At 54.6% G+C, this 18,300-nt stretch carries 16 protein-coding genes; 14 read left to right on the top strand and 2 right to left on the bottom strand.

Features of this window, described 5'->3' with window-relative positions; genetic code table 11:
- Positions 1-30 precede the first annotated feature (30 nt).
- The 7 genes from KZZ06_RS11405 to gyrB all read left to right on the top strand — a co-directional run bounded on the left by KZZ06_RS11405 (position 31) and on the right by gyrB (position 8,637).
- A complete protein-coding gene (locus tag KZZ06_RS11405) occupies positions 31-807 on the top strand; it encodes an enoyl-CoA hydratase (protein ID WP_219580158.1) in 777 nt (258 codons plus the stop codon).
- Between the two features lie 167 nt (positions 808-974).
- Entirely contained in the window at positions 975-1,238 is a 264-nt protein-coding gene (gene rpsT, locus KZZ06_RS11400; protein WP_093916616.1) for a 30S ribosomal protein S20, read from the top strand.
- Between the two features lie 519 nt (positions 1,239-1,757).
- The gene (gene dnaA / locus KZZ06_RS11395) at positions 1,758-3,116 is read left to right on the top strand and encodes a chromosomal replication initiator protein DnaA (protein ID WP_219580157.1); all 1,359 of its coding nucleotides are present in this window, start codon (positions 1,758-1,760) and stop codon (positions 3,114-3,116) included.
- 134 nt (positions 3,117-3,250) lie between these two features.
- Positions 3,251-4,369, top strand: a complete 1,119-nt coding sequence (gene dnaN, locus KZZ06_RS11390; RefSeq protein ID WP_219580156.1) for a DNA polymerase III subunit beta — start codon at positions 3,251-3,253, stop codon at positions 4,367-4,369.
- Between the two features lie 60 nt (positions 4,370-4,429).
- Complete coding sequence (recF, locus tag KZZ06_RS11385; protein WP_219580155.1) at positions 4,430-5,527, top strand: DNA replication/repair protein RecF; 1,098 nt, start codon at positions 4,430-4,432, stop codon at positions 5,525-5,527.
- On the top strand, positions 5,524-6,144 hold the full coding sequence (locus KZZ06_RS11380) for a LysE family translocator (protein ID WP_219580154.1): 621 nt from the start codon (positions 5,524-5,526) through the stop codon (positions 6,142-6,144). The genes recF and KZZ06_RS11380 overlap by 4 nt, the downstream gene beginning before the upstream one ends.
- 78 nt (positions 6,145-6,222) lie before the next feature.
- Complete coding sequence (gyrB, locus tag KZZ06_RS11375) at positions 6,223-8,637, top strand: DNA topoisomerase (ATP-hydrolyzing) subunit B (RefSeq protein ID WP_219580153.1); 2,415 nt, start codon at positions 6,223-6,225, stop codon at positions 8,635-8,637.
- A 71-nt stretch (positions 8,638-8,708) separates the two neighbouring features.
- Here gyrB and KZZ06_RS11370 read toward each other — a convergent pair whose 3' ends face one another.
- Positions 8,709-9,356 carry an acyltransferase gene (locus KZZ06_RS11370; protein WP_219580152.1) on the bottom strand — a complete coding sequence of 216 codons (648 nt, stop codon included), beginning with the start codon at positions 9,354-9,356 and terminating at the stop codon, positions 8,709-8,711.
- A gap of 134 nt (positions 9,357-9,490) precedes the next feature.
- Here KZZ06_RS11370 and KZZ06_RS11365 point away from each other — a divergent pair, with 134 nt between their 5' ends.
- The 3 genes from KZZ06_RS11365 to KZZ06_RS11355 are packed head-to-tail and all read left to right on the top strand — an operon-like array spanning position 9,491 to position 13,490.
- Entirely contained in the window at positions 9,491-11,998 is a 2,508-nt protein-coding gene (locus KZZ06_RS11365) for a glycosyltransferase (RefSeq protein WP_219580151.1), read from the top strand.
- Positions 11,998-12,732 carry a CatB-related O-acetyltransferase gene (locus KZZ06_RS11360; RefSeq protein ID WP_219580150.1) on the top strand — a complete coding sequence of 245 codons (735 nt, stop codon included), beginning with the start codon at positions 11,998-12,000 and terminating at the stop codon, positions 12,730-12,732. Before KZZ06_RS11365 ends, KZZ06_RS11360 begins: the two co-directional genes overlap by 1 nt.
- Positions 12,729-13,490 carry a sulfotransferase family 2 domain-containing protein gene (locus KZZ06_RS11355; protein ID WP_219580149.1) on the top strand — a complete coding sequence of 254 codons (762 nt, stop codon included), beginning with the start codon at positions 12,729-12,731 and terminating at the stop codon, positions 13,488-13,490. Before KZZ06_RS11360 ends, KZZ06_RS11355 begins: the two co-directional genes overlap by 4 nt.
- 8 nt (positions 13,491-13,498) lie before the next feature.
- On the opposite strand, the gene KZZ06_RS11350 is transcribed toward KZZ06_RS11355, so the two are convergent.
- Positions 13,499-14,422, bottom strand: a complete 924-nt coding sequence (locus tag KZZ06_RS11350) for a glycosyltransferase (RefSeq protein ID WP_257884317.1) — start codon at positions 14,420-14,422, stop codon at positions 13,499-13,501.
- Positions 14,423-14,503: 81 nt separating this feature from the next.
- On the opposite strand from KZZ06_RS11350, the gene KZZ06_RS11345 reads away from it, so the two are divergent.
- From KZZ06_RS11345 to KZZ06_RS11330, 4 genes are read left to right on the top strand one after another with little or no spacing between them, the layout of a single operon-like run.
- Positions 14,504-15,862 carry a capsule biosynthesis protein gene (locus KZZ06_RS11345; protein WP_219580148.1) on the top strand — a complete coding sequence of 453 codons (1,359 nt, stop codon included), beginning with the start codon at positions 14,504-14,506 and terminating at the stop codon, positions 15,860-15,862.
- 9 nt (positions 15,863-15,871) lie between these two features.
- Complete coding sequence (locus tag KZZ06_RS11340) at positions 15,872-16,528, top strand: ABC transporter ATP-binding protein (RefSeq protein WP_219580147.1); 657 nt, start codon at positions 15,872-15,874, stop codon at positions 16,526-16,528.
- Between the two features lie 28 nt (positions 16,529-16,556).
- Positions 16,557-17,474, top strand: a complete 918-nt coding sequence (locus KZZ06_RS11335) for a sulfotransferase (protein WP_219580146.1) — start codon at positions 16,557-16,559, stop codon at positions 17,472-17,474.
- Positions 17,475-17,526: 52 nt separating this feature from the next.
- The gene (locus KZZ06_RS11330; RefSeq protein WP_219580145.1) at positions 17,527-18,282 is read left to right on the top strand and encodes an ABC transporter permease; all 756 of its coding nucleotides are present in this window, start codon (positions 17,527-17,529) and stop codon (positions 18,280-18,282) included.
- The last annotated feature ends 18 nt before the right edge of the window (positions 18,283-18,300 follow it).

Genomic DNA, 18,300 nt, shown 5'->3' with positions numbered 1-18,300 from the left:
TCAAAGTGTAACAAGCGAAAGCATTTCTTGATGGCTTATGAAACGATCACGGTCGATGTAGATAATCACGTAGCATTGGTTACGTTGAACCGACCGGACGCAATGAATGCCTTGAACGACGTGCTCATGAAAGAGCTTGCTGATGCGCTGACGGCCGCGCAGGAAAACGAAAAAGTTCGCTGCATCGTCATCACAGGATCCGAGAAAGCATTCGCCGCCGGTGCCGATATTGCGATGATGCGCGACAAAAGCTTTGTCGACGTCTTTACCAATGACCTTTTTACGCCGGAAACAGATCAGATCCTGCGCGTGCGCAAGCCGATTATTGCGGCCGTTTCGGGTTATGCCCTTGGTGGCGGCTGCGAGCTGGCGATGATGTGCGACTTTATCATCTGCTCTGAGAGCGCCAAATTCGGCCAGCCCGAGATTAACCTGGGCGTTGTCGCCGGTATCGGTGGCACCCAGCGTCTGACCCGCGCGATCGGTAAATCCAAAGCAATGGATATGAACCTGACGGGCCGCTTTATGGACGCCGCCGAGGCAGAGCGCGCAGGACTGGTTTCGCGGGTCGTACCCGTTAAAAAGCTGATGGAAGAAGCCTTGGCTGCCGCGGCCAAGATCGCCGAGAAATCAATGATCTCGACCATGGTTGTCAAAGAATCGGTAAACCGCGCATTCGAAGTACCGCTGCGCGAAGGCCTGCTGTTTGAACGCCGTGTTTTCCATTCGCTTTTCGCCACCGAAGATCAAAAAGAAGGCATGTCCGCCTTCCTTGAAAAGCGCGAGGCGCAATTCCGCGACAAGTAAAAACACCTTGCGGGTTTGCAAAGCCCGCATTGTTCGACTATAGGCCACCTTATACATGCGCGTGCAGCCCGCTCTGGCTAGAATCACCTTATCGGATAATGGCTCCGGTCTTTGGGTTTGTGTCGCGTATTCGCAATTTGAACAGACCAAGATGAAGGATGATCCTCATGGCAAATACACCACAGGCAAAAAAACGCGCTCGTCAAAACGAAGCACGTTTCCAAATCAACAAAGCACGTCGTTCGCGCATCCGCACGTTCCTGCGCAAAGTTGAAGAAGCTATCGAATCCGGCGACAAGGAAGCTTCCGTAGCGGCACTTCGCGCAGCTCAGCCAGAATTGATGCGCGGCGTTACAAAAGGTGTGTTCCACAAAAACACAGCCTCGCGGAAAATGTCGCGCCTTGCCTCGCGCGTCAAAGCACTGGGCTAAATCACAAAACTTTCAGCTAAGTTGTTGAAAGAATAAGGCATCGCTTTGCGGTGCCTTTTTTTTGTTCTAGCGACACGCATTACGGGAAAGAGATTCTTTTCGACCAATCACTGAGTCAAGTTTGAAGATGTGTTGAATGAACGCCTTTTACATTGCTAGAAGTGTTGAGCGCGATTCACTTCGCATGGGGGGATAGGCCCGAACGGACCTTTGCATTTGCTAGGATGCAGTGGTTCAAACGGGGATATTTTGGACGGCCTTGCTAGGGGCCCCCAAAAACTTTGCAGATGCTGCTCACCGCACATTTGCCCTGTCTTTGATACTTCGAACGGTGCGTTCGACAGCAATGCTTGTTTTTTTGAACAGGCATCCATGTCGAAATGAACCTTGTAATATTTGTCCGAAGGACGTTTGGCCGGTTTTCTGATGGGACCGGGATAGCGGTCTGCTGCCTTCTGACAAGAGTAATACGTGCGGTCAGCCTTCCGGTGGTCGCTGACGATTGGGACAGTTGGGTAAATGACGCAAGAGCAGTGGGCAAAAATCAGAAACCGCCTGTTAAAGACGGTAGGACAGAACAACTTTACAACTTGGATCGACCCGCTTTCTTTGGGTGCCACGGATGACGGCGTAAGCACGCTGTTCGTCCCTACAAATTTTTTCGGCAACTACGTCAGCCAGAATTTTGCTGATCTTATTTTGCACGAAATGCAGAACGAAGAAGACGGAATCACACGTCTGAAATTTGCCGTGGGGAATTGCGAAAAACCAGCCGCGCCCGAGGCTGCGAAACCAGCCGTCAGGCCCGCGCCCGTGCAGGCTGCCAATAACAACACCTTGAATACTGCCCCGCTGGATGCCCGCTTTAGCTTTGACAACTTTGTGGTCGGCAAACCGAACGAACTGGCACATGCCGCCGCGCGCCGTGTCGCCGAAGGTGGCCCCGTCACATTCAACCCGCTGTTTTTGTACGGTGGCGTTGGTCTGGGTAAAACACACCTGATGCACGCGATCGCTCAGGAATTGAGCATCCGCAAACCAGAACTGAACGTGCTTTATCTGTCAGCGGAACAGTTCATGTACCGCTTTGTCCAAGCCTTGCGGGATCGTAAGATGATGGATTTCAAGGAAATTTTCCGATCCGTTGACGTTTTGATGGTGGATGACGTTCAGTTCATCGCAGGCAAAGACAGCACTCAGGAAGAGTTCTTTCACACCTTCAACGCGCTGGTTGATCAGAACAAACAGATCATCATTTCCGCCGATCGCGCCCCCGGCGAGATTAAGGATCTAGAAGACCGCGTGAAATCGCGTCTGCAATGCGGTCTGGTCGTCGATCTGCACCCCACCGACTATGAGCTGCGCTTGGGCATTCTGCAAAGCAAGGTAGAAAACCAGCAAAAGAACTACCCCGGCCTAGAGGTCGAAGCCGGCGTTCTTGAGTTTCTTGCCCACCGGATCACGACAAACGTGCGTGTCCTTGAGGGCGCACTGACCCGCCTGTTTGCTTTTGCGTCGCTTGTGGGCCGCGAAATCAACATGGACCTGACCCAAGATTGTCTGGCCGATGTTCTGCGCGCCTCGGAGCGTAAAATCAGCATTGAAGAAATCCAGCGCAAGGTTTCCGATCATTACAATATCCGCCTGAGCGATATGGTCGGCCCAAAACGTCTGCGCAGCTATGCCCGCCCCCGTCAGGTGGCGATGTATCTGTCGAAAAAGCTGACCAGCCGGTCATTGCCAGAAATTGGCCGTCGCTTTGGTGGACGCGATCACACGACCGTCATGCACGGCGTAAAACGCATAGAAGAGCTTAAGCAAAGTGACGGTCAAATCGCTGAAGATCTGGAATTGCTGCGCCGCGCTTTGGAGGCGTAAACCCTATATCCTTGGCAGAACACGCGCGAAGGCCTTGACGGGCCTTTGTTTCGCGCTGAAAAGTCAATAAAACCCTTGTGAATACATTGGTATCGGGTAATTTGCCCTCCCGGACTGCCGGAATGGAGATGGATATGAAATTCAGCATCGAACGCGCCGCGCTGCTTAAAGCTGTGTCACAGGCCCAATCAGTGGTCGAGCGCCGGAATACCATTCCGATCCTTGCCAACGTACTGATCGAAGCGGAAGGCAGCGATGCCTCGTTCCGCGCCACCGATCTGGACATCGAAGTCGTGGACAAGGCCCCCGCTCAGGTCGAGCGCGCAGGTGCCACAACCGTTTCCGCCACAACCTTGCACGAGATTGTGCGCAAACTGCCGGATGGTGCGCTGATCACGTTGACGTCCGACAGCGCCGCCGGTCGCCTGACGGTCGAGGCGGGCCGCTCGAACTTCTCGCTTGCGACATTGCCCCGCGAAGATTTCCCGGTGATGGCAACATCCGAATACCAATCGAACTTCAAGGCCCCCGCCCCCGTGCTGCGCCGCCTGTTCGATAAATCGAAATTCGCCATCTCGACCGAAGAAACGCGGTATTACCTGAACGGCGTCTACATGCACATTTCGGAAAGCGAAGGCAGCAAGGTTTTGCGCTGCGTCGCCACCGATGGTCACCGGCTGGCCCGTATTGATGCACCGATGCCCGATGGCGCGGCTGAAATGCCCGGCGTGATCGTACCGCGCAAAACCGTCGGCGAATTGCGCAAGCTGCTGGATGACGACGAGATGGAAATCGCAGTATCGGTATCCGAGACCAAGATCCGCTTTGCGACACCCGATATCACGCTAACCTCCAAAGTGATCGACGGTACGTTCCCCGATTACACGCGCGTTATCCCGCAGGGAAACACCCGCAAAATGGAAGTCGACGCCAGCGATTTCGCCCGCGCCGTTGACCGTGTTGCAACGGTTAGCTCCGAGCGGTCCCGTGCCGTCAAGCTGCAACTGGACGAAGACCGTCTGGTTCTGTCGGTAAACGCACCTGACAGCGGTGCCGCCGAAGAAGAACTGGTGGTGGCCTATGCAGACGAGCGGCTAGAAATCGGTTTCAACGCGAAATACCTGCTTGAGATCGCAAGCCAGGTAGACCGCGAGAACGCTGTATTCCTGTTCAACTCATCCGGTGATCCGACGTTGATGCGCGAAGGCAACGATATGTCTGCCGTCTATGTCGTTATGCCGATGCGTGTATAACGCGCCGGAATTTTTGAAAAATTCCGGTCCGTTTTCTTTGACAGAAAACGGCACTGAACGATGACACAGCTTTATATCTCAAATCTGACGCTGTCACATTTCAGGTCCCATAAGCGGGCTGTGATCGAAACTGATACGCGCTCCGTTGCGATACACGGGCCCAATGGTGCGGGTAAAACCAACATCCTCGAGGCTGTCTCCCTTCTGTCGCCCGGGCGTGGCCTGCGTCGTGCCAGCGCCCTAGACATGACGCGCCGGCCAGAGGCTCTTGGCTGGAAGCTGACCGGAATCGTGCATTCGCTAGGTCAGGTTCACGAGATCGAGGTTTGGTCGGAGAACGGTGCCGCACGGCAAGTCCGCATTGACGGCAAAGCCACCCCGCAAACCGGGCTTGGTCGTATCGCACGCGTGCTGTGGCTGATCCCCTCAATGGACCGGTTGTGGATCGAAGGGGCAGATGGCCGCCGCCGTTTTCTAGACCGGATGACCCTCAGTTTCCTGCCAGATCATGCGGAACAGTCCCTCGCCTATGAAAAGGCCATGCGCGAACGCAATCGTCTGCTCAAGGATATGGTGCGCGAACCGTCTTGGTACATCGCGCTCGAACAGCAACTTGCCGAAGCCGGGGCCGCGATCCACGCCAATCGACTGGCCGCACTCGAGGCCATTACCGAAGCACAAAGTCAGGCCGAAACGGCATTCCCAACCGCCGCGCTAACGCTTGTGTGCGACATGCCCACATCCGCAGCCGACCTACGTGCAGCACTGGCCGATAACCGGATGCGCGATCTGTCGGCGGGGCGTACGTTAATCGGCCCGCACCGTGCAGATCTTGAGGGCGTGTATGCCGCCAAAGACGTGCCCGCACGTGACTGTTCCACAGGCGAACAAAAGGCGTTGCTTGTGTCGCTGATCCTTGCGAATGCCCGCGCGCTGGCGGCTGACTTTGGTGCCCCGCCCTTGCTTTTGCTCGACGAGGTCGCCGCCCATCTGGACGCGAGCCGCCGCGCGGCGCTGTATGATGAAATCGCGGCCCTTGGTGCGCAGGCGTGGATGACCGGTACCGGCGTCGAATTATTTGACACGCTGGGTAACCGGGCGCAAACCCTTGAAGTGACTGAAACCAATGGTATTTCAGAAGTTAGGATGCTGCCATGACAATCGCCTTGCCTGATCTGCTGCTTTATTGTGGTGCTTTGGTCATCCTGTTCCTGACACCCGGCCCGGTCTGGCTGGCGATCATGGCGCGCGCATTGTCGGGCGGATTCAAATCAGCGTGGCCACTTGCCTTGGGTGTGTCGGTCGGCGACATGGTTTGGCCCTTGGTCGCGGTGCTGGGCATCAGCTGGATTCTTTCCGTCTTTGATGTTTTCATGCTTGGCATGCGCTGGATCGCCTGCGGTGTTTTCATTGTCATGGGCGGTTTGCTGATACGCCATGCGGGTGACAAAATCGACCGCGACAGCCGCCTGACAAAACCCGGTGCCTGGTCAGGTTTTGCCGCCGGGTTGCTGGCAATCCTGGGCAATCCCAAGGCGGTTCTATTCTACATGGGTGTCTTGCCCGGCTTTTTCGACCTGCGCGTGATCACTTGGCCGGACGTCGCCGCGATTATCCTAGTCTCCGTCGCAATACCGCTGATTGGCAACCTCGCCATTGCCGGATTTGTCGGCAAAATGCGCACCTTCATGACCAATCCGGCGACCCTGAAACGCATCAATATTGTGGCTGGCACTCTGCTTATTTTGGTGGGCCTTGTGATCCCTTTCCTTTGACACAAAATCTTGTGTCAAAGACGTGACAGTAGCGGCAAAAACCACTATAAAATGGGCAACAAAAGAAGGTTTCCCAGAATGTCCGACCAAGAGCAGATTCCAGAGGAATACGGCGCAGATTCTATCAAAGTTCTCAAAGGGTTAGAAGCTGTCCGCAAGCGTCCCGGTATGTATATCGGTGACACGGATGATGGCTCTGGTCTGCACCACATGGTGTACGAGGTTGTCGATAACGGCATCGATGAGGCATTGGCCGGTCACGCCGACGCTGTGAACGTGACAATTCACGACGATAACTCGGTTTCTGTCAGCGACAACGGGCGCGGTATTCCCGTCGGGATCCACCAAGAAGAAGGCGTTTCCGCAGCCGAGGTTATCATGACCCAGCTGCACGCTGGCGGTAAGTTCGACAGCAACTCCTACAAGGTTTCCGGCGGCCTGCATGGCGTTGGCGTTTCGGTTGTGAACGCCCTGTCCGATTGGCTGGAACTGCGCATCTGGCGCGAAGGCAAGGAACACGTTGCCCGCTTCGAAGGCGGCTTTACCAAAGAACACCTGTCCGTTGTCGGGCCAACCGATCGCACGGGTACCGAAGTCCGCTTTATGGCGTCGACCGATACATTTTCGAACCTCGAATACAGCTTTGAAACGCTTGAAAAGCGGCTGCGCGAACTGGCGTTTCTAAACTCCGGTGTGCGGATTATCCTGACGGATGAACGTCCTGCCGAACCCCTGCGCACCGAGCTGTTTTATGAAGGTGGCGTTAAGGAGTTCGTTAAATATCTCGACCGCTCCAAGTCCCCCGTCATGCCGGAACCGATTTTCATCACCGGAGAGAAAGACGACATCGGCGTCGAAGTGGCGATGTGGTGGAACGACAGCTATCATGAAAACGTCCTGCCCTTTACCAACAACATCCCACAACGCGACGGCGGCACGCATATGGCCGGTTTCCGCGGGGCGCTGACCCGTACGATCAACAACTATGCGCAGTCCTCCGGCATCGCGAAAAAAGAAAAAGTCACCTTTACCGGCGATGACGCCCGCGAGGGGCTGACCTGCGTGTTGTCGGTCAAAGTGCCGGACCCGAAATTCAGCTCGCAAACCAAAGACAAGCTGGTCAGCTCCGAAGTACGCCCCGCCGTTGAGGGTTTGGTGAACGAAAAACTGGCCGAGTGGTTTGAAGAGAACCCCCAAGTCGCGAAGATGGTGGTCAGCAAGATCATCGAGGCCGCCCACGCCCGCGAAGCGGCACGCAAGGCACGCGATCTAACCCGTCGCAAAACCGCGATGGACGTGAATTTCCTGGCCGGCAAGCTCAAGGATTGCTCGGAGAAAGACCCGTCGAAAACCGAACTGTTCCTCGTGGAGGGCGATTCCGCTGGTGGCTCTGCTCAAACCGGGCGTGACCGCCAAACACAGGCAATTCTGCCCCTGAAGGGTAAGATTCTAAACGTCGAACGTGCACGGTTCGACCGGATGCTTGGAAGCCAAGAAATTGGCAACCTTGTCATGGCCCTTGGCACCGGTATTGGCCGCGACGAATTCAACATCGATAAGCTGCGCTATCATAAGATCGTCATCATGACCGATGCTGACGTCGACGGCGCGCACATCCGTACATTGTTGTTGACGTTCTTTTATCGTCAAATGCCGCAGCTTATTGAAAACGGTCACCTTTATATTGCCCAGCCACCACTTTACAAAGTGTCGCGCGGCAAGTCTGAAGTGTACCTGAAAGACCAAGCGGCCATGGAGGATTACCTGATCCAACAAGGCATTGATGGCGCAATGTTACGGCAAGGCAACGGCGAGGAAATCACTGGTCAGGATTTGGCACGCGTTGTAGATCTGGCACGTCAAATGCGCCGGGTACTTGAAGCATTTCCAACGCACTACCCCCGTCACATTCTGGAACAAGCCGCGATTGCGGGCGCTTTTGTACCGGGTGCCGTGGATGCCGATTTGCAGGGCGTCGCCGACAAGGTCGCAGAACGTTTGAACCTGATTGCGCTGGAATGGGAACGCGGCTGGCAAGGTCGCATTACCCAAGATCACGGCGTCCGTCTGGCCCGCATCCTGCGCGGCGTCGAAGAGGTGCGTACCCTTGATGGCAGATTGCTCCGCTCGGGCGAGGCAAAGCGTTCAGGCGGCTTCACGCAGCACCTGCAAGACGTCTATAACCTGCCCGCGAAACTGGTCCGCAAAGACCGCTCGCAGATGATCTATGGCCCGATGGATTTGCTTGATGCGATCCTAGCCGAGGGTGAAAAAGGCCTGTCATTGCAGCGCTACAAAGGTTTGGGAGAAATGAACCCAGACCAGCTGTGGGAAACGACGCTGGACCCCGATGCCCGCACCTTGCTGCAAGTCCGCGTCGAGGACATGGCCGAAGCCGACGACCTGTTTACCAAACTCATGGGCGACGTCGTCGAACCACGCCGGGAATTCATCCAACAGAACGCGTTGAACGTCGAGAACCTCGACTTTTAGGCGTTCAGCCACTGAGCGTATAATTGCGTGTTTCCTTGCACGTTTATCACAACACCCTCGCCGGATAGCTGTCAAAGCGGCTCTTCGGCGGGGGCACCTGCGGCAGCTGGCGACAAGGGTAAACGCCTGCGGTCCCAAGTGACGCCGCTGCGCATCACGCGTGCGGGCATGCCCACGGCAAGCGAGTTTGCCGGGATCGCGCCACACACCATAGCGCGGCTTCCGATAATGCAGTCTTGTCCGATCTGCGCGCCCTTCATGATCCGCACGCCCTGCGCCAACCACACGTGATCACCAATCAAAATATCACGTGGCGGGTTTAGCCGTATGCCGGTTTCAACATCCAAGATTGAATGCATATCACTGACATCCATGGTGATATCACCGGACAACATACAGTCGTCCCCAAGCGTAATATAACCGGCCTCATGCAGCGATATATGCGCCATCATCATGGTGGTTTTGTCGCCTATCCGGATATGGCTGTCTCCGGCGCGACACCGAAAGCTGCCGTTTAGAAAACAATTCTCCCCGATCTTTACTGAACACGCGTTGTTTCTCAGCTCAATCATTCCGCTGCCAAGAACCGTATTTGCCCCGATAGCAAGGTGATTATCGCGGCCCTTGATGTGGATCTGAAACCCGTCGTCCAGCTTTACCGACGCATCGATATCAACCTGATTATTCAAACCACTGTCGGTAATCTTTGGCGCATTCATGGCAGTGCGATGCGCCGAACTGAGGCTCCTGCTCTTCCTAAAACGGCCGCTAGTTGCACTTTTAACCTCCCCTTAAGCACGCGCGTGCTGATCTGAAATCCAATCTAAAGAACTTAGAATCGAAAAGACTGATTTTGTATAAACAGCTCGCCGCTCTTTTTGCCCGCTATGCGACCGCGCACCTAAAGGCGCAGGGAAAACCGCATGCATTCTATGCAGCCGATGGTCAAATCATTGGCGCGATCGACCTTGTGACGGTGGCCGATGGTCATATTCGGCTGGCTGGTTGGTCTTCCGCGACCGAGATCGTTTTACACATGAATGGGATCACAGCCAGCACCTGGCCCGACCTTCTGCGGGATGACGTCGCCAAAGCGTATAAGCTGGATGCCCACTTGGGGTTTGATTTTTCCGTGCCGCTGGGGCCCTTGGGTTTGGCGGAAATCGCCCGCTTTGGCATCGAACTTCACGGTGCTGATCCTGCCCAACCCACGATTAGCCGTCCGCTGCCGTTGAACTATATTCGATGGATCCAACTGCGCGTTCTCTTCAGCTTTATTCTGGCAATGCTGGGTCAGCTACCCTCGGCAATCGGCTGGCTCGCGACCCGTGATCCGAAATACCGCGCGCGGATCAAACAGGGGCTGCACCTCACGACGCTCCCCACATCGCTCAAGCTGGACCCCGCGCTGTTTCGCGAGGATGACAGCCCGCCACTGTTCCAACCAGACGACAGCATTACGATTATAATGCCTGTTTTCAATGCTTTCGACCTTCTTCAAGATGCGCTTGCCCGCGTTAAGGACCATACCGATTTACCGTGGCGTTTGATCTTGGTCGAGGACGCATCAACGGACAGCCGCGTGCTTCCGTTTCTGAGGCAATGGAAAGCCGCGAACACAGATCAGGTTATCTTGCTGGAAAATAAAGAGAACCTTGGCTTTATCCGCAGTGTAAACCGCGCTTTCGAACAGGCGCTATTGTGGTCCGATCCAGTGATACTGCTGAACTCTGACGCGTTGGTTCCTGCGGGTTGGGCGTCCCGGCTGATTGCGCCCTTTAAGCTGCGCAAAAACGTTGCAACGGTCACCCCCATGTCCAACAACGCCGAGGTTTTCTCGGTCCCTTTGATCTGCCAGCCCCAAGAATTAACCAGTGGCCAAGGCGACATAATTGATCGAACGGCCGCGTCCTTAAACCAAGCGGCCGGATTGATTGAAGCGCCCACCGGCGTGGGTTTCTGCATGGCTATCAATTTCACATATCTTGCGAAAAACCCAAGTTTCGACACCGCATACGGGCGTGGCTACGGGGAAGAGGTTGATTGGTGTCAGCGGGTTAAGGCAATGAGCGGCCAGCATCTAAGTGCTGGCAACCTGTTTGTTGAACACCGCGGCGGTGAAAGCTTTGGGAGCAAGGAAAAGCAAAAGCTTATCGCGGAAAACAACATGAAAGTCGGGCAAAGGTTTCCACACTTTGACAATGATGTTCAACGCTTTGTTCAGTCAGATCCGCTTCGTTCAACGAGGCTGGCACTTGGCCTTGCTTGGCTGGGGGCGCAGGATGTGTATCCGGTATCAATCTATCTTGCGCATAGTATGGGCGGCGGTGCAGATGCGTATCTTTCCAACCGGATCACCAGCAAACATCACGCCCTAGGGCGGTCGGCCGTGATACTGCGGGTCGGCGGCAAACAACGCTGGCAGATCGAACTTGTTACCCCCCATGGCACGATAGCCGGTCACACAAATAGCCTTGATTATGTTTTGCAAATGTTGGCTCCGATCTCGTGCCGCCGCATCGTCTATTCCTGCGGCGTTGGCGACCATGACCCTGCATCTCTGCCCGATGCACTATTCAAGCTCAGCAATAATGGCCGCCACACGATCGAAATTCTACTGCACGATTATTTTGTCATATCGCCGTCCTATACCCTGCTGGATGACGCCGGGATCTACCACGGCGTCCCGACAGTGCAGCACACCCCGGACCCTTTAGTGCCATCAGACGATCCGAAATTGTCACTGCAAGACTGGCAAACGGCCTGGGCCACCCCGCTAGACCACGCAAAAGACGTTATTGTTTTCTCGTCCAGCAGCGCAGAAATTCTGAAAACCGCCTATCCTGCGATCTCAGACAAAATTTCAATCAACCCGCATCAATTGTTGCAACAAGTCCCCGTTATCCAACCGCGCCCTGCAGGGGATCGGCGGGTTATCGGCGTGCTCGGTGATATTGGCCTGCAAAAAGGTGCGGGGCTTATCCAGGGTCTTGCGGTGATTCTTGGGCAAAATGATATTGGGCTTGCCATCATCGGAAATTTTGACGCCACATTTCCGATCCCGTCCACCATTCCGATACATGGCGGCTATCGAATTGAAAACCTTCAACATATTTGCGACCGATACGGCATTACAGACTGGCTTATCCCTTCGATCTGGCCAGAGACGTTTTCTTTTACAACACACGAAGCGTTGGCCACAGGCCTGCCGGTTCACGCCTTTAACCTAGGTGCCCAAGGCAAGGCCGTCAGCGATGCCAGCAACGGTTGTCCGATCCCATTCACGAAAGGTGAATGCCAAAGCGCGAACCTGAGGGATCATTTCAACAAAACACCCTATTCGATAGAAAGCGCAGCCTGATGGCCCAGATATCTGTACCAATCAAAAAGCTGCAAGCGGCAGGGATTGAGGTCTTGAGCAGGGGCGGCCCCAATGTGAGCCTCCCGGAGCACAGTATCTTGGAAATCCCGGCCAGCTTGAAGTGGACCCAGTACGAGCATTCCGTCGAATTGGGCGCATTCTCCTATCAGGTTTCAGGGTACTGTTTTGCTGCGCGCATCGGGCGATATTGTTCGTTCGGCGAGGGCGTTCAAATCGGACGGCAAAACCATCCGACACATTGGGCATCGACCAGCCCGGCCTTTTATTTGGGTGACAAGCTGTTTGATCTTGGCGACGGGTTTGATGCGGCTGAACATTATCATAACTATAAATTCACCTTCAAAGGCCCCCCAACCAAGGTGAAAATCACGCGAATAGGGAACGACGTCTGGATCGGCCACGGCGCATATATTGCCGCTGGGGTTTCGATCGGTGACGGTGCCATCATCGGTGCCCACGCTGTTGTAACGCGCGATGTTCCGGCGTTTTCAGTCGTCGCTGGAAACCCCGCAAGCATCAAAAAGATGCGGCTGCCGGCCACGCTGATCACCCCCATGCTGCGCAGCCGGTGGTGGCAGTTCGCCCCTTGGCAAATGGACCATCTTGACCCGTCAGAACCCGCCGAATTTTGCAAAGGTATCCACCAGATGCTTGACGGTACGGCCCCCTACAAACCGGAGAAAATCGATCTGAGAAAAGGTATTCCCGCGTGAAGAAAATCATCTTTCTTCACATCCCAAAAACCGCTGGCCAAACCGTCCATTCCGAGCTTTCCCGTGTGATCGGTGAAGATCAGACATCACCGATCCGAGTTCACACCCAGGCCCCCGACGACGGGCAGTTTCCGCCGGGGTACACGCTGTACTCCGGACATTTGGATTGGGCTAATCTGGGTCAGTTTAACGCGAATCGTTTTGCCTTTACGATCCTGCGCGATCCATTCGAAAGGATTGCCTCCTTCTATTTCTATCTGCACCAAAAATCACGAGCCTTGGATGCCGAGGCGCTGCATCACCCGTCGAATATCGGGCTAAAGAAGATCAAGGAACAAACCGTCGATGATTATTTCTTTGGGGGTGACGCGCATTGGCAGCAATTTATTCGTGATCACTATGACAATTTCTATTGCTCTTATTTCGCGACACGCAAAGTTCGCGGGGCCGCACAGATTGCGGATATTCCGACAAGCGAGCTGATCGACTTGGCCCAAAATGGCGCGGAACAGCTTGACCGCATCTATTCAATTGAAACCCTAGGGGCGCTTGAACAAGATATTGCCCAGCTTACCGGCCAACAGATTTCAATCGTCGAAAAGCGGGTGAATGCCGGGCCTAAATCGCTGGGCACCAAACGATGGCCGCAACTCCTCGAACGGTTGGAAAGTGACGCAAACAAACAAAAGCTTGCGGATTTTTCCGCCAATGATGTCGAGCTTATGCAGCAGCTTCGCATTCAGGGGGTGCTGTCATGAACAGCGCTTCACAGCTTTCCCAGCCGTGCGAGAATCCGCAGGGCAATATCGCCACTCAGACTTTGGCGGTAAATGCCAATCGACTGCGGGGTCGCCCGCCAATCCGAAGCCGGTTGCGCCCGCCAATCGATAAAGTCGAACAAAACCCGGCGACTTTGACGGGTCAAGACCGGCGACAAATCAGACAGGACACGTACATTCCGGTCAATCCACTCTGCAAACACACGGCGCAACAAAATGGCGGCGCGGTGCCCAGCATGGGTACGGCTGGACCCCAGCAGATTGTTATCATGCTGCCGGTAAAACAGCCCGGGCTTGGCGTCGTGAATGACATCGAACCCGGCACCCGTCGCTGTCTGGTACACCCACCAATCATGGAAAGGGACGCCCGCATTCAGCGCAAACGGCAAGGTACTGACCAAAAATTCAGTCACGTCCGGTGGCATCACCAGCGTGTTGCCACGCAAAACATTCTGCACCAACGCATTTCCAAACTCAAACGGGCGCTGGTAATCTGGCGACATGCCGATTGGGTTCAGGGCGGCATCGGTATATATGCTGCGGCTGGCATAGATTTGGGCACCGGTCCCGCGCCAAATCATATCTACCGCGCGCGTCAATTTATGGGGCATCCACACATCATCCTGATCGGCAAATACGATCCACGCACGGGTCAATTCCGGGCGGGCCAGCAGCGTCATAAAGTTTTGCGCGCACCCCTTGCCCGGCCCCGTCACCACACGGATATCACGATCAGAATGTGCGGCAATAAAACGGTTCACACTGGGCAACGTTTGATCGGTCGACCCGTCGTCGCTGATCCAAAGGGTCCAATCCTGATGGGTTTGGGCAAGAATGGATTTCAGCTGCGCCTCAATATATGGCCCGCCATTTTTAGTGCACAGCAAGATGTGAATATGTGGCAAACTCAAAACCCAGAACCCTTTACAGCGACAAACCTCGTGTCCCCAGAGAACACAGATCGCTTAATAATCGGTGATCGGATTTAGCGAATGGCACGCACGCCCCCCCTTCGCAGCCAAGTCGCCGAGCGCGCCCGAAATCTGCCCCATGATGTTCGCAAAGCTTTGAAAGTCCGGGAGCGCAAGGAAGCCTTGGCACGCATAGAAGAGCAGCGCGGCGTCAAAAAAGCAGCAATCGCCGCGAAAGGGCAGCAATTTGATATTGTGAAACCGCATGGAAATCTGCCCGCGGTCCCTCAGAAACCGAATATCGTTACCCCCCCGGTGCCTGCCGCCCGTATTAAGCCGCGGCACCGGATCATCTTTCTAACCTTTGTAATCTGCGTCTTGGGCACAAACTTTCTTTCTGCATGGTACCTGTGGGAACGCGCGGCCGATCGCTTTGTGTCTGTCGCGGGGTTTTCGGTCCGTACCGAGGATTCGAGTTCAGCAATTGAGCTGTTGGGCGGTATGGCAGAGCTGTCTGGATCGGGTTCCCCGGACGAGGATATTTTATACGAATTCATCCAAAGTCAGGATTTGGTGCGCACTGTCGATGAAGCGCTTGATTTACGCCAACTGTGGTCAAAGGCTGACCCCGACATCGACCCCGTTTTCAGCTATCACCCCCCCGGGTCGATTGAAGATTTAACGGATTATTGGTTGCGCATGGTCAGCGTCTATAATGACAGTAGCACCGGATTGATTGAGCTTGAGGTGCAGGCATTTACGCCGCAAGACGCCCAAAACATCGCGCGTTTCATCTATGACGAGAGCAGCAGGCTGATCAACCGGTTGTCCGATATCGCCCGTGAAGACGCGACACGCCTCGCTCGCGAGGACCTTGAGACGGCCGTTCAGAGGCTCAAAATTGCCCGGTCCGATATGACCAAATTCCGCAACCTTAACCAAGTGGTGTCACCGGAATCGACGCTTAAAATTCAGACGGGGTTGCTCTCCTCTCTCGAGATGCAATTGGCTGAAACGCTTATTGATCTTGATATGTTAGGCCAGATCAGTACCCCGACCGATCCCCGTATCAGACAGGCCATAAGGCGTCAGGGTGTGATCGAAGCGCGCCTGAAACAGGAGCGCGCAAAGTTAGGGATCGGTAGCGGAAACGGTACGGCTGACAGCGCGTTGGTCGATCTGGTCGGCGAATTCGAAAGCCTTATGGTAGATCGCGAATTCGCTGAACAATCCTATGCCGCGGCCCTTGTTTCGTATGATGTTGCGGTTGCTGAATCGCGCCGCCAAAGCCGATATTTGGCGGCCCATATCAAGCCAACCCTTGCAGAAACATCGATATACCCTGACCGGTTGCTCACCATGGCGCTTGTCGCGCTGTTCAGCCTGTTGATCTGGGCAATTCTGGTGATGGTTGGCTATTCATTAAGGGATCGGCGCTAGAAAAAGGCGATGATCCTTCTGCAAAACCTATCGAAATTCTATCATCTGAACGGCAATCGAAAGGTGGTCGCGGATCGCATAAATGCGACCTTTCCCAGCCGGGTATCTGTGGGTTTGCTGGGGCGCAACGGCGCGGGGAAATCGACCTTGTTACGTATCATTGCGGGCACTGCCGACCCCACATCAGGCGAGGTGTTAAGCGATGGAAATGTTTCGTTTCCGGTCGGGTTTGCCGGGTCATTTCACCCCGATATGACCGGCGCGCAAAACACCCGTTTTGTCGCGCGGATATATGGCGCGAATAGTGACGCGCTTATGGATTATGTCGCTGATTTTGCCGAGCTTGGGCAACAGTTTCACGCGCCGATCCGGTCGTATTCATCGGGTATGCGATCCCGTCTGGCCTTTGGTGTATCGATGGGTCTGACCTTTGACACCTATCTGATTGACGAAATTACTGCCGTAGGCGACGCCGCGTTCAAACGAAAAAGCAAAAGCGTTTTTGCCGACCGGATGTCGCGCGCGGGGTCGATTTTCGTAAGTCATTCCATGGGCTTAATCCGCGAGATGTGTGACGCAGGTGCCGTGCTTGAGAATGGTAAACTGATTTACTTTGACGATATTAACGAAGCGATAGAATTGCACAGCTACAACATGAAACCCTGACCTCATGCTTTTGGACAAGGTGACTTTCATGCCCAACACTGCCTTTCCATCAACGGCCACAATGGTTTTTTGCATCGGCGCGCAAAAGGCCGGGACGACGTGGCTTTATGATGCGTTGCGGCGCAGCGAACAGGTGCATTTTTCCCGCAACAAGGAACTGCATTATTTCGACGTCATCGCTGGCAAAGCGCAGCAGGTATTTGACATGCGTGTGCAGGCAACCGAAATTTTGGCAAAGCGACTGATCCCCCAACTTGGTAAACGCAACCGCGCGCATCTACGGCAATTGCGCGACCTCACCGACCTTTTGGAAATCTACACATGTGAACCGGGCGATCATTCCGCCTATCTGCAATACCTGCTTGAGCATTATAAAAATCAGCCCGTTGTCTGTGATATCACCCCGGCCTACGCGATTTTGGACGGTGAAATGTTCACGCAAATGGGTCAGATTGGATCAGCCAAATTCATTTTTATCCTACGTGACCCGATCGATCGGATGTGGTCGCAGATCAGAATGGCAGTTAAAACAGCCTCGCCGTCTCCGACCTCGTTTCAAGGCGCGTGCATCGCGCGTGCGCAACAGTTGATCGAAACCGGTCGTTTGGCCACAATTGAACGGGCAGATTACCGCCGTACGATAACCGAATTAGAGGCGGCGATACCCCCAGCGCGCATCAAGTATCTATTCTACGAAGACATGTTCAACCCGGGCAGCATGAACAGCCTGTGCAACTTTCTGCAGATTGAACCAATAGCGACGGACCCCGAAAACCATAGCAACCCAGGCGCTGTGGCGGCGATGCCTGCAGACATTCGCGCGGGTTTCTGTGATGCTTTTTCCGCGCAATATGCATTCATTCATGACCGGTTTGGCGGGATGGTTCCAGATAAATGGGCCCCGGAATTCCAGCCGGATCTTACCTTGAACAGATCTGCCGGATGAGCACCAAGTTCCCAGCCCTCCATTGCGCCGTATCAGCCGCCCGCAACATTTCATGGCTGCGCGGACAATCAGCGCCCTAATACTGCGCGAAATGACGACAAGCTATGGGCGGTCCCCCGGTGGCTATCTGTGGGCGTTGGCGGAACCGGCACTTGGCGTCGCACTTTTGTCAGCGATCTTTTCAATCGGGTTCCGTAACCCGATGCTGGGCACAAACTTTGCGATGTTTTATGCCACCGGTCTGCTGCCATTTTTGATGTTCAACGATCTTAGTACGAAAACAGCGCAGGCTATTAACTACTCGAAACAATTACTTGCCTATCCCCGCGTTACATTCATCGACGCAATCGCGGGGCGGTTCATTCTGAATTTCCTCACTCAAATCCTTGTCAGCGTTATCGTATTTTCTGGTATCGCTCTGTGCTTTGAAACCCGCACCACGCTTGAATGGGAAACGATCATGTCGGCGCTGGCGATGACCGCTTGTTTTGGTCTGGGGATCGGGACGTTCAACTGCTTCCTGATGTCCATGTTCCCAATTTGGCAACGCGTTTACAGCATTCTAACCCGGCCGCTGCTGCTGATTTCCGGCGTGATTTTCACATTGGAAGCCGTGCCGCAGCCCTATCAAAACTGGCTTTGGTATAATCCACTGGTCCATATTATCGGGACCGTGCGCGCCGGGTTTTACAATAGCTATCACGCAACCTACGCAAACCCGACCTATGTCTATGCGATTTCAATTCTGCTGGGGTTCTTTGGGCTGGTTTTCCTGCGACGCTATCACCGCGACATTATGGAGCTTTGATAACGGCAAATCCCGATA

Origin of the sequence: Sulfitobacter sp. CW3, from assembly GCF_019392245.1 — a bacterium.
Taxonomy (GTDB): Bacteria; Pseudomonadota; Alphaproteobacteria; order Rhodobacterales; family Rhodobacteraceae; genus Sulfitobacter.
Note: the sequence above shows the minus strand (reverse complement) of the source record. Positions and strands in the feature narration are given on the sequence as shown.

What these genes read in the sequence shown, in the direction of transcription:
- KZZ06_RS11345 (WP_219580148.1), top strand. Translation starts at nt 14,504, where the DNA reads ATGGCACGCACGCCCCCCCTTCGCAGCCAAGTCGCCGAGCGCGCCCGA.
- rpsT (WP_093916616.1), top strand. Translation starts at nt 975, where the DNA reads ATGGCAAATACACCACAGGCAAAAAAACGCGCTCGTCAAAACGAAGCA.
- KZZ06_RS11380 (WP_219580154.1), top strand. Translation starts at nt 5,524, where the DNA reads ATGACAATCGCCTTGCCTGATCTGCTGCTTTATTGTGGTGCTTTGGTC.
- KZZ06_RS11370 (WP_219580152.1), bottom strand. Translation starts at nt 9,356, where the DNA reads ATGAATGCGCCAAAGATTACCGACAGTGGTTTGAATAATCAGGTTGAT.
- KZZ06_RS11335 (WP_219580146.1), top strand. Translation starts at nt 16,557, where the DNA reads ATGCCCAACACTGCCTTTCCATCAACGGCCACAATGGTTTTTTGCATC.
- dnaN (WP_219580156.1), top strand. Translation starts at nt 3,251, where the DNA reads ATGAAATTCAGCATCGAACGCGCCGCGCTGCTTAAAGCTGTGTCACAG.
- KZZ06_RS11330 (WP_219580145.1), top strand. Translation starts at nt 17,527, where the DNA reads ATGGCTGCGCGGACAATCAGCGCCCTAATACTGCGCGAAATGACGACA.
- recF (WP_219580155.1), top strand. Translation starts at nt 4,430, where the DNA reads ATGACACAGCTTTATATCTCAAATCTGACGCTGTCACATTTCAGGTCC.
- gyrB (WP_219580153.1), top strand. Translation starts at nt 6,223, where the DNA reads ATGTCCGACCAAGAGCAGATTCCAGAGGAATACGGCGCAGATTCTATC.
- KZZ06_RS11360 (WP_219580150.1), top strand. Translation starts at nt 11,998, where the DNA reads ATGGCCCAGATATCTGTACCAATCAAAAAGCTGCAAGCGGCAGGGATT.
- KZZ06_RS11340 (WP_219580147.1), top strand. Translation starts at nt 15,872, where the DNA reads ATGATCCTTCTGCAAAACCTATCGAAATTCTATCATCTGAACGGCAAT.
- dnaA (WP_219580157.1), top strand. Translation starts at nt 1,758, where the DNA reads ATGACGCAAGAGCAGTGGGCAAAAATCAGAAACCGCCTGTTAAAGACG.
- KZZ06_RS11405 (WP_219580158.1), top strand. Translation starts at nt 31, where the DNA reads ATGGCTTATGAAACGATCACGGTCGATGTAGATAATCACGTAGCATTG.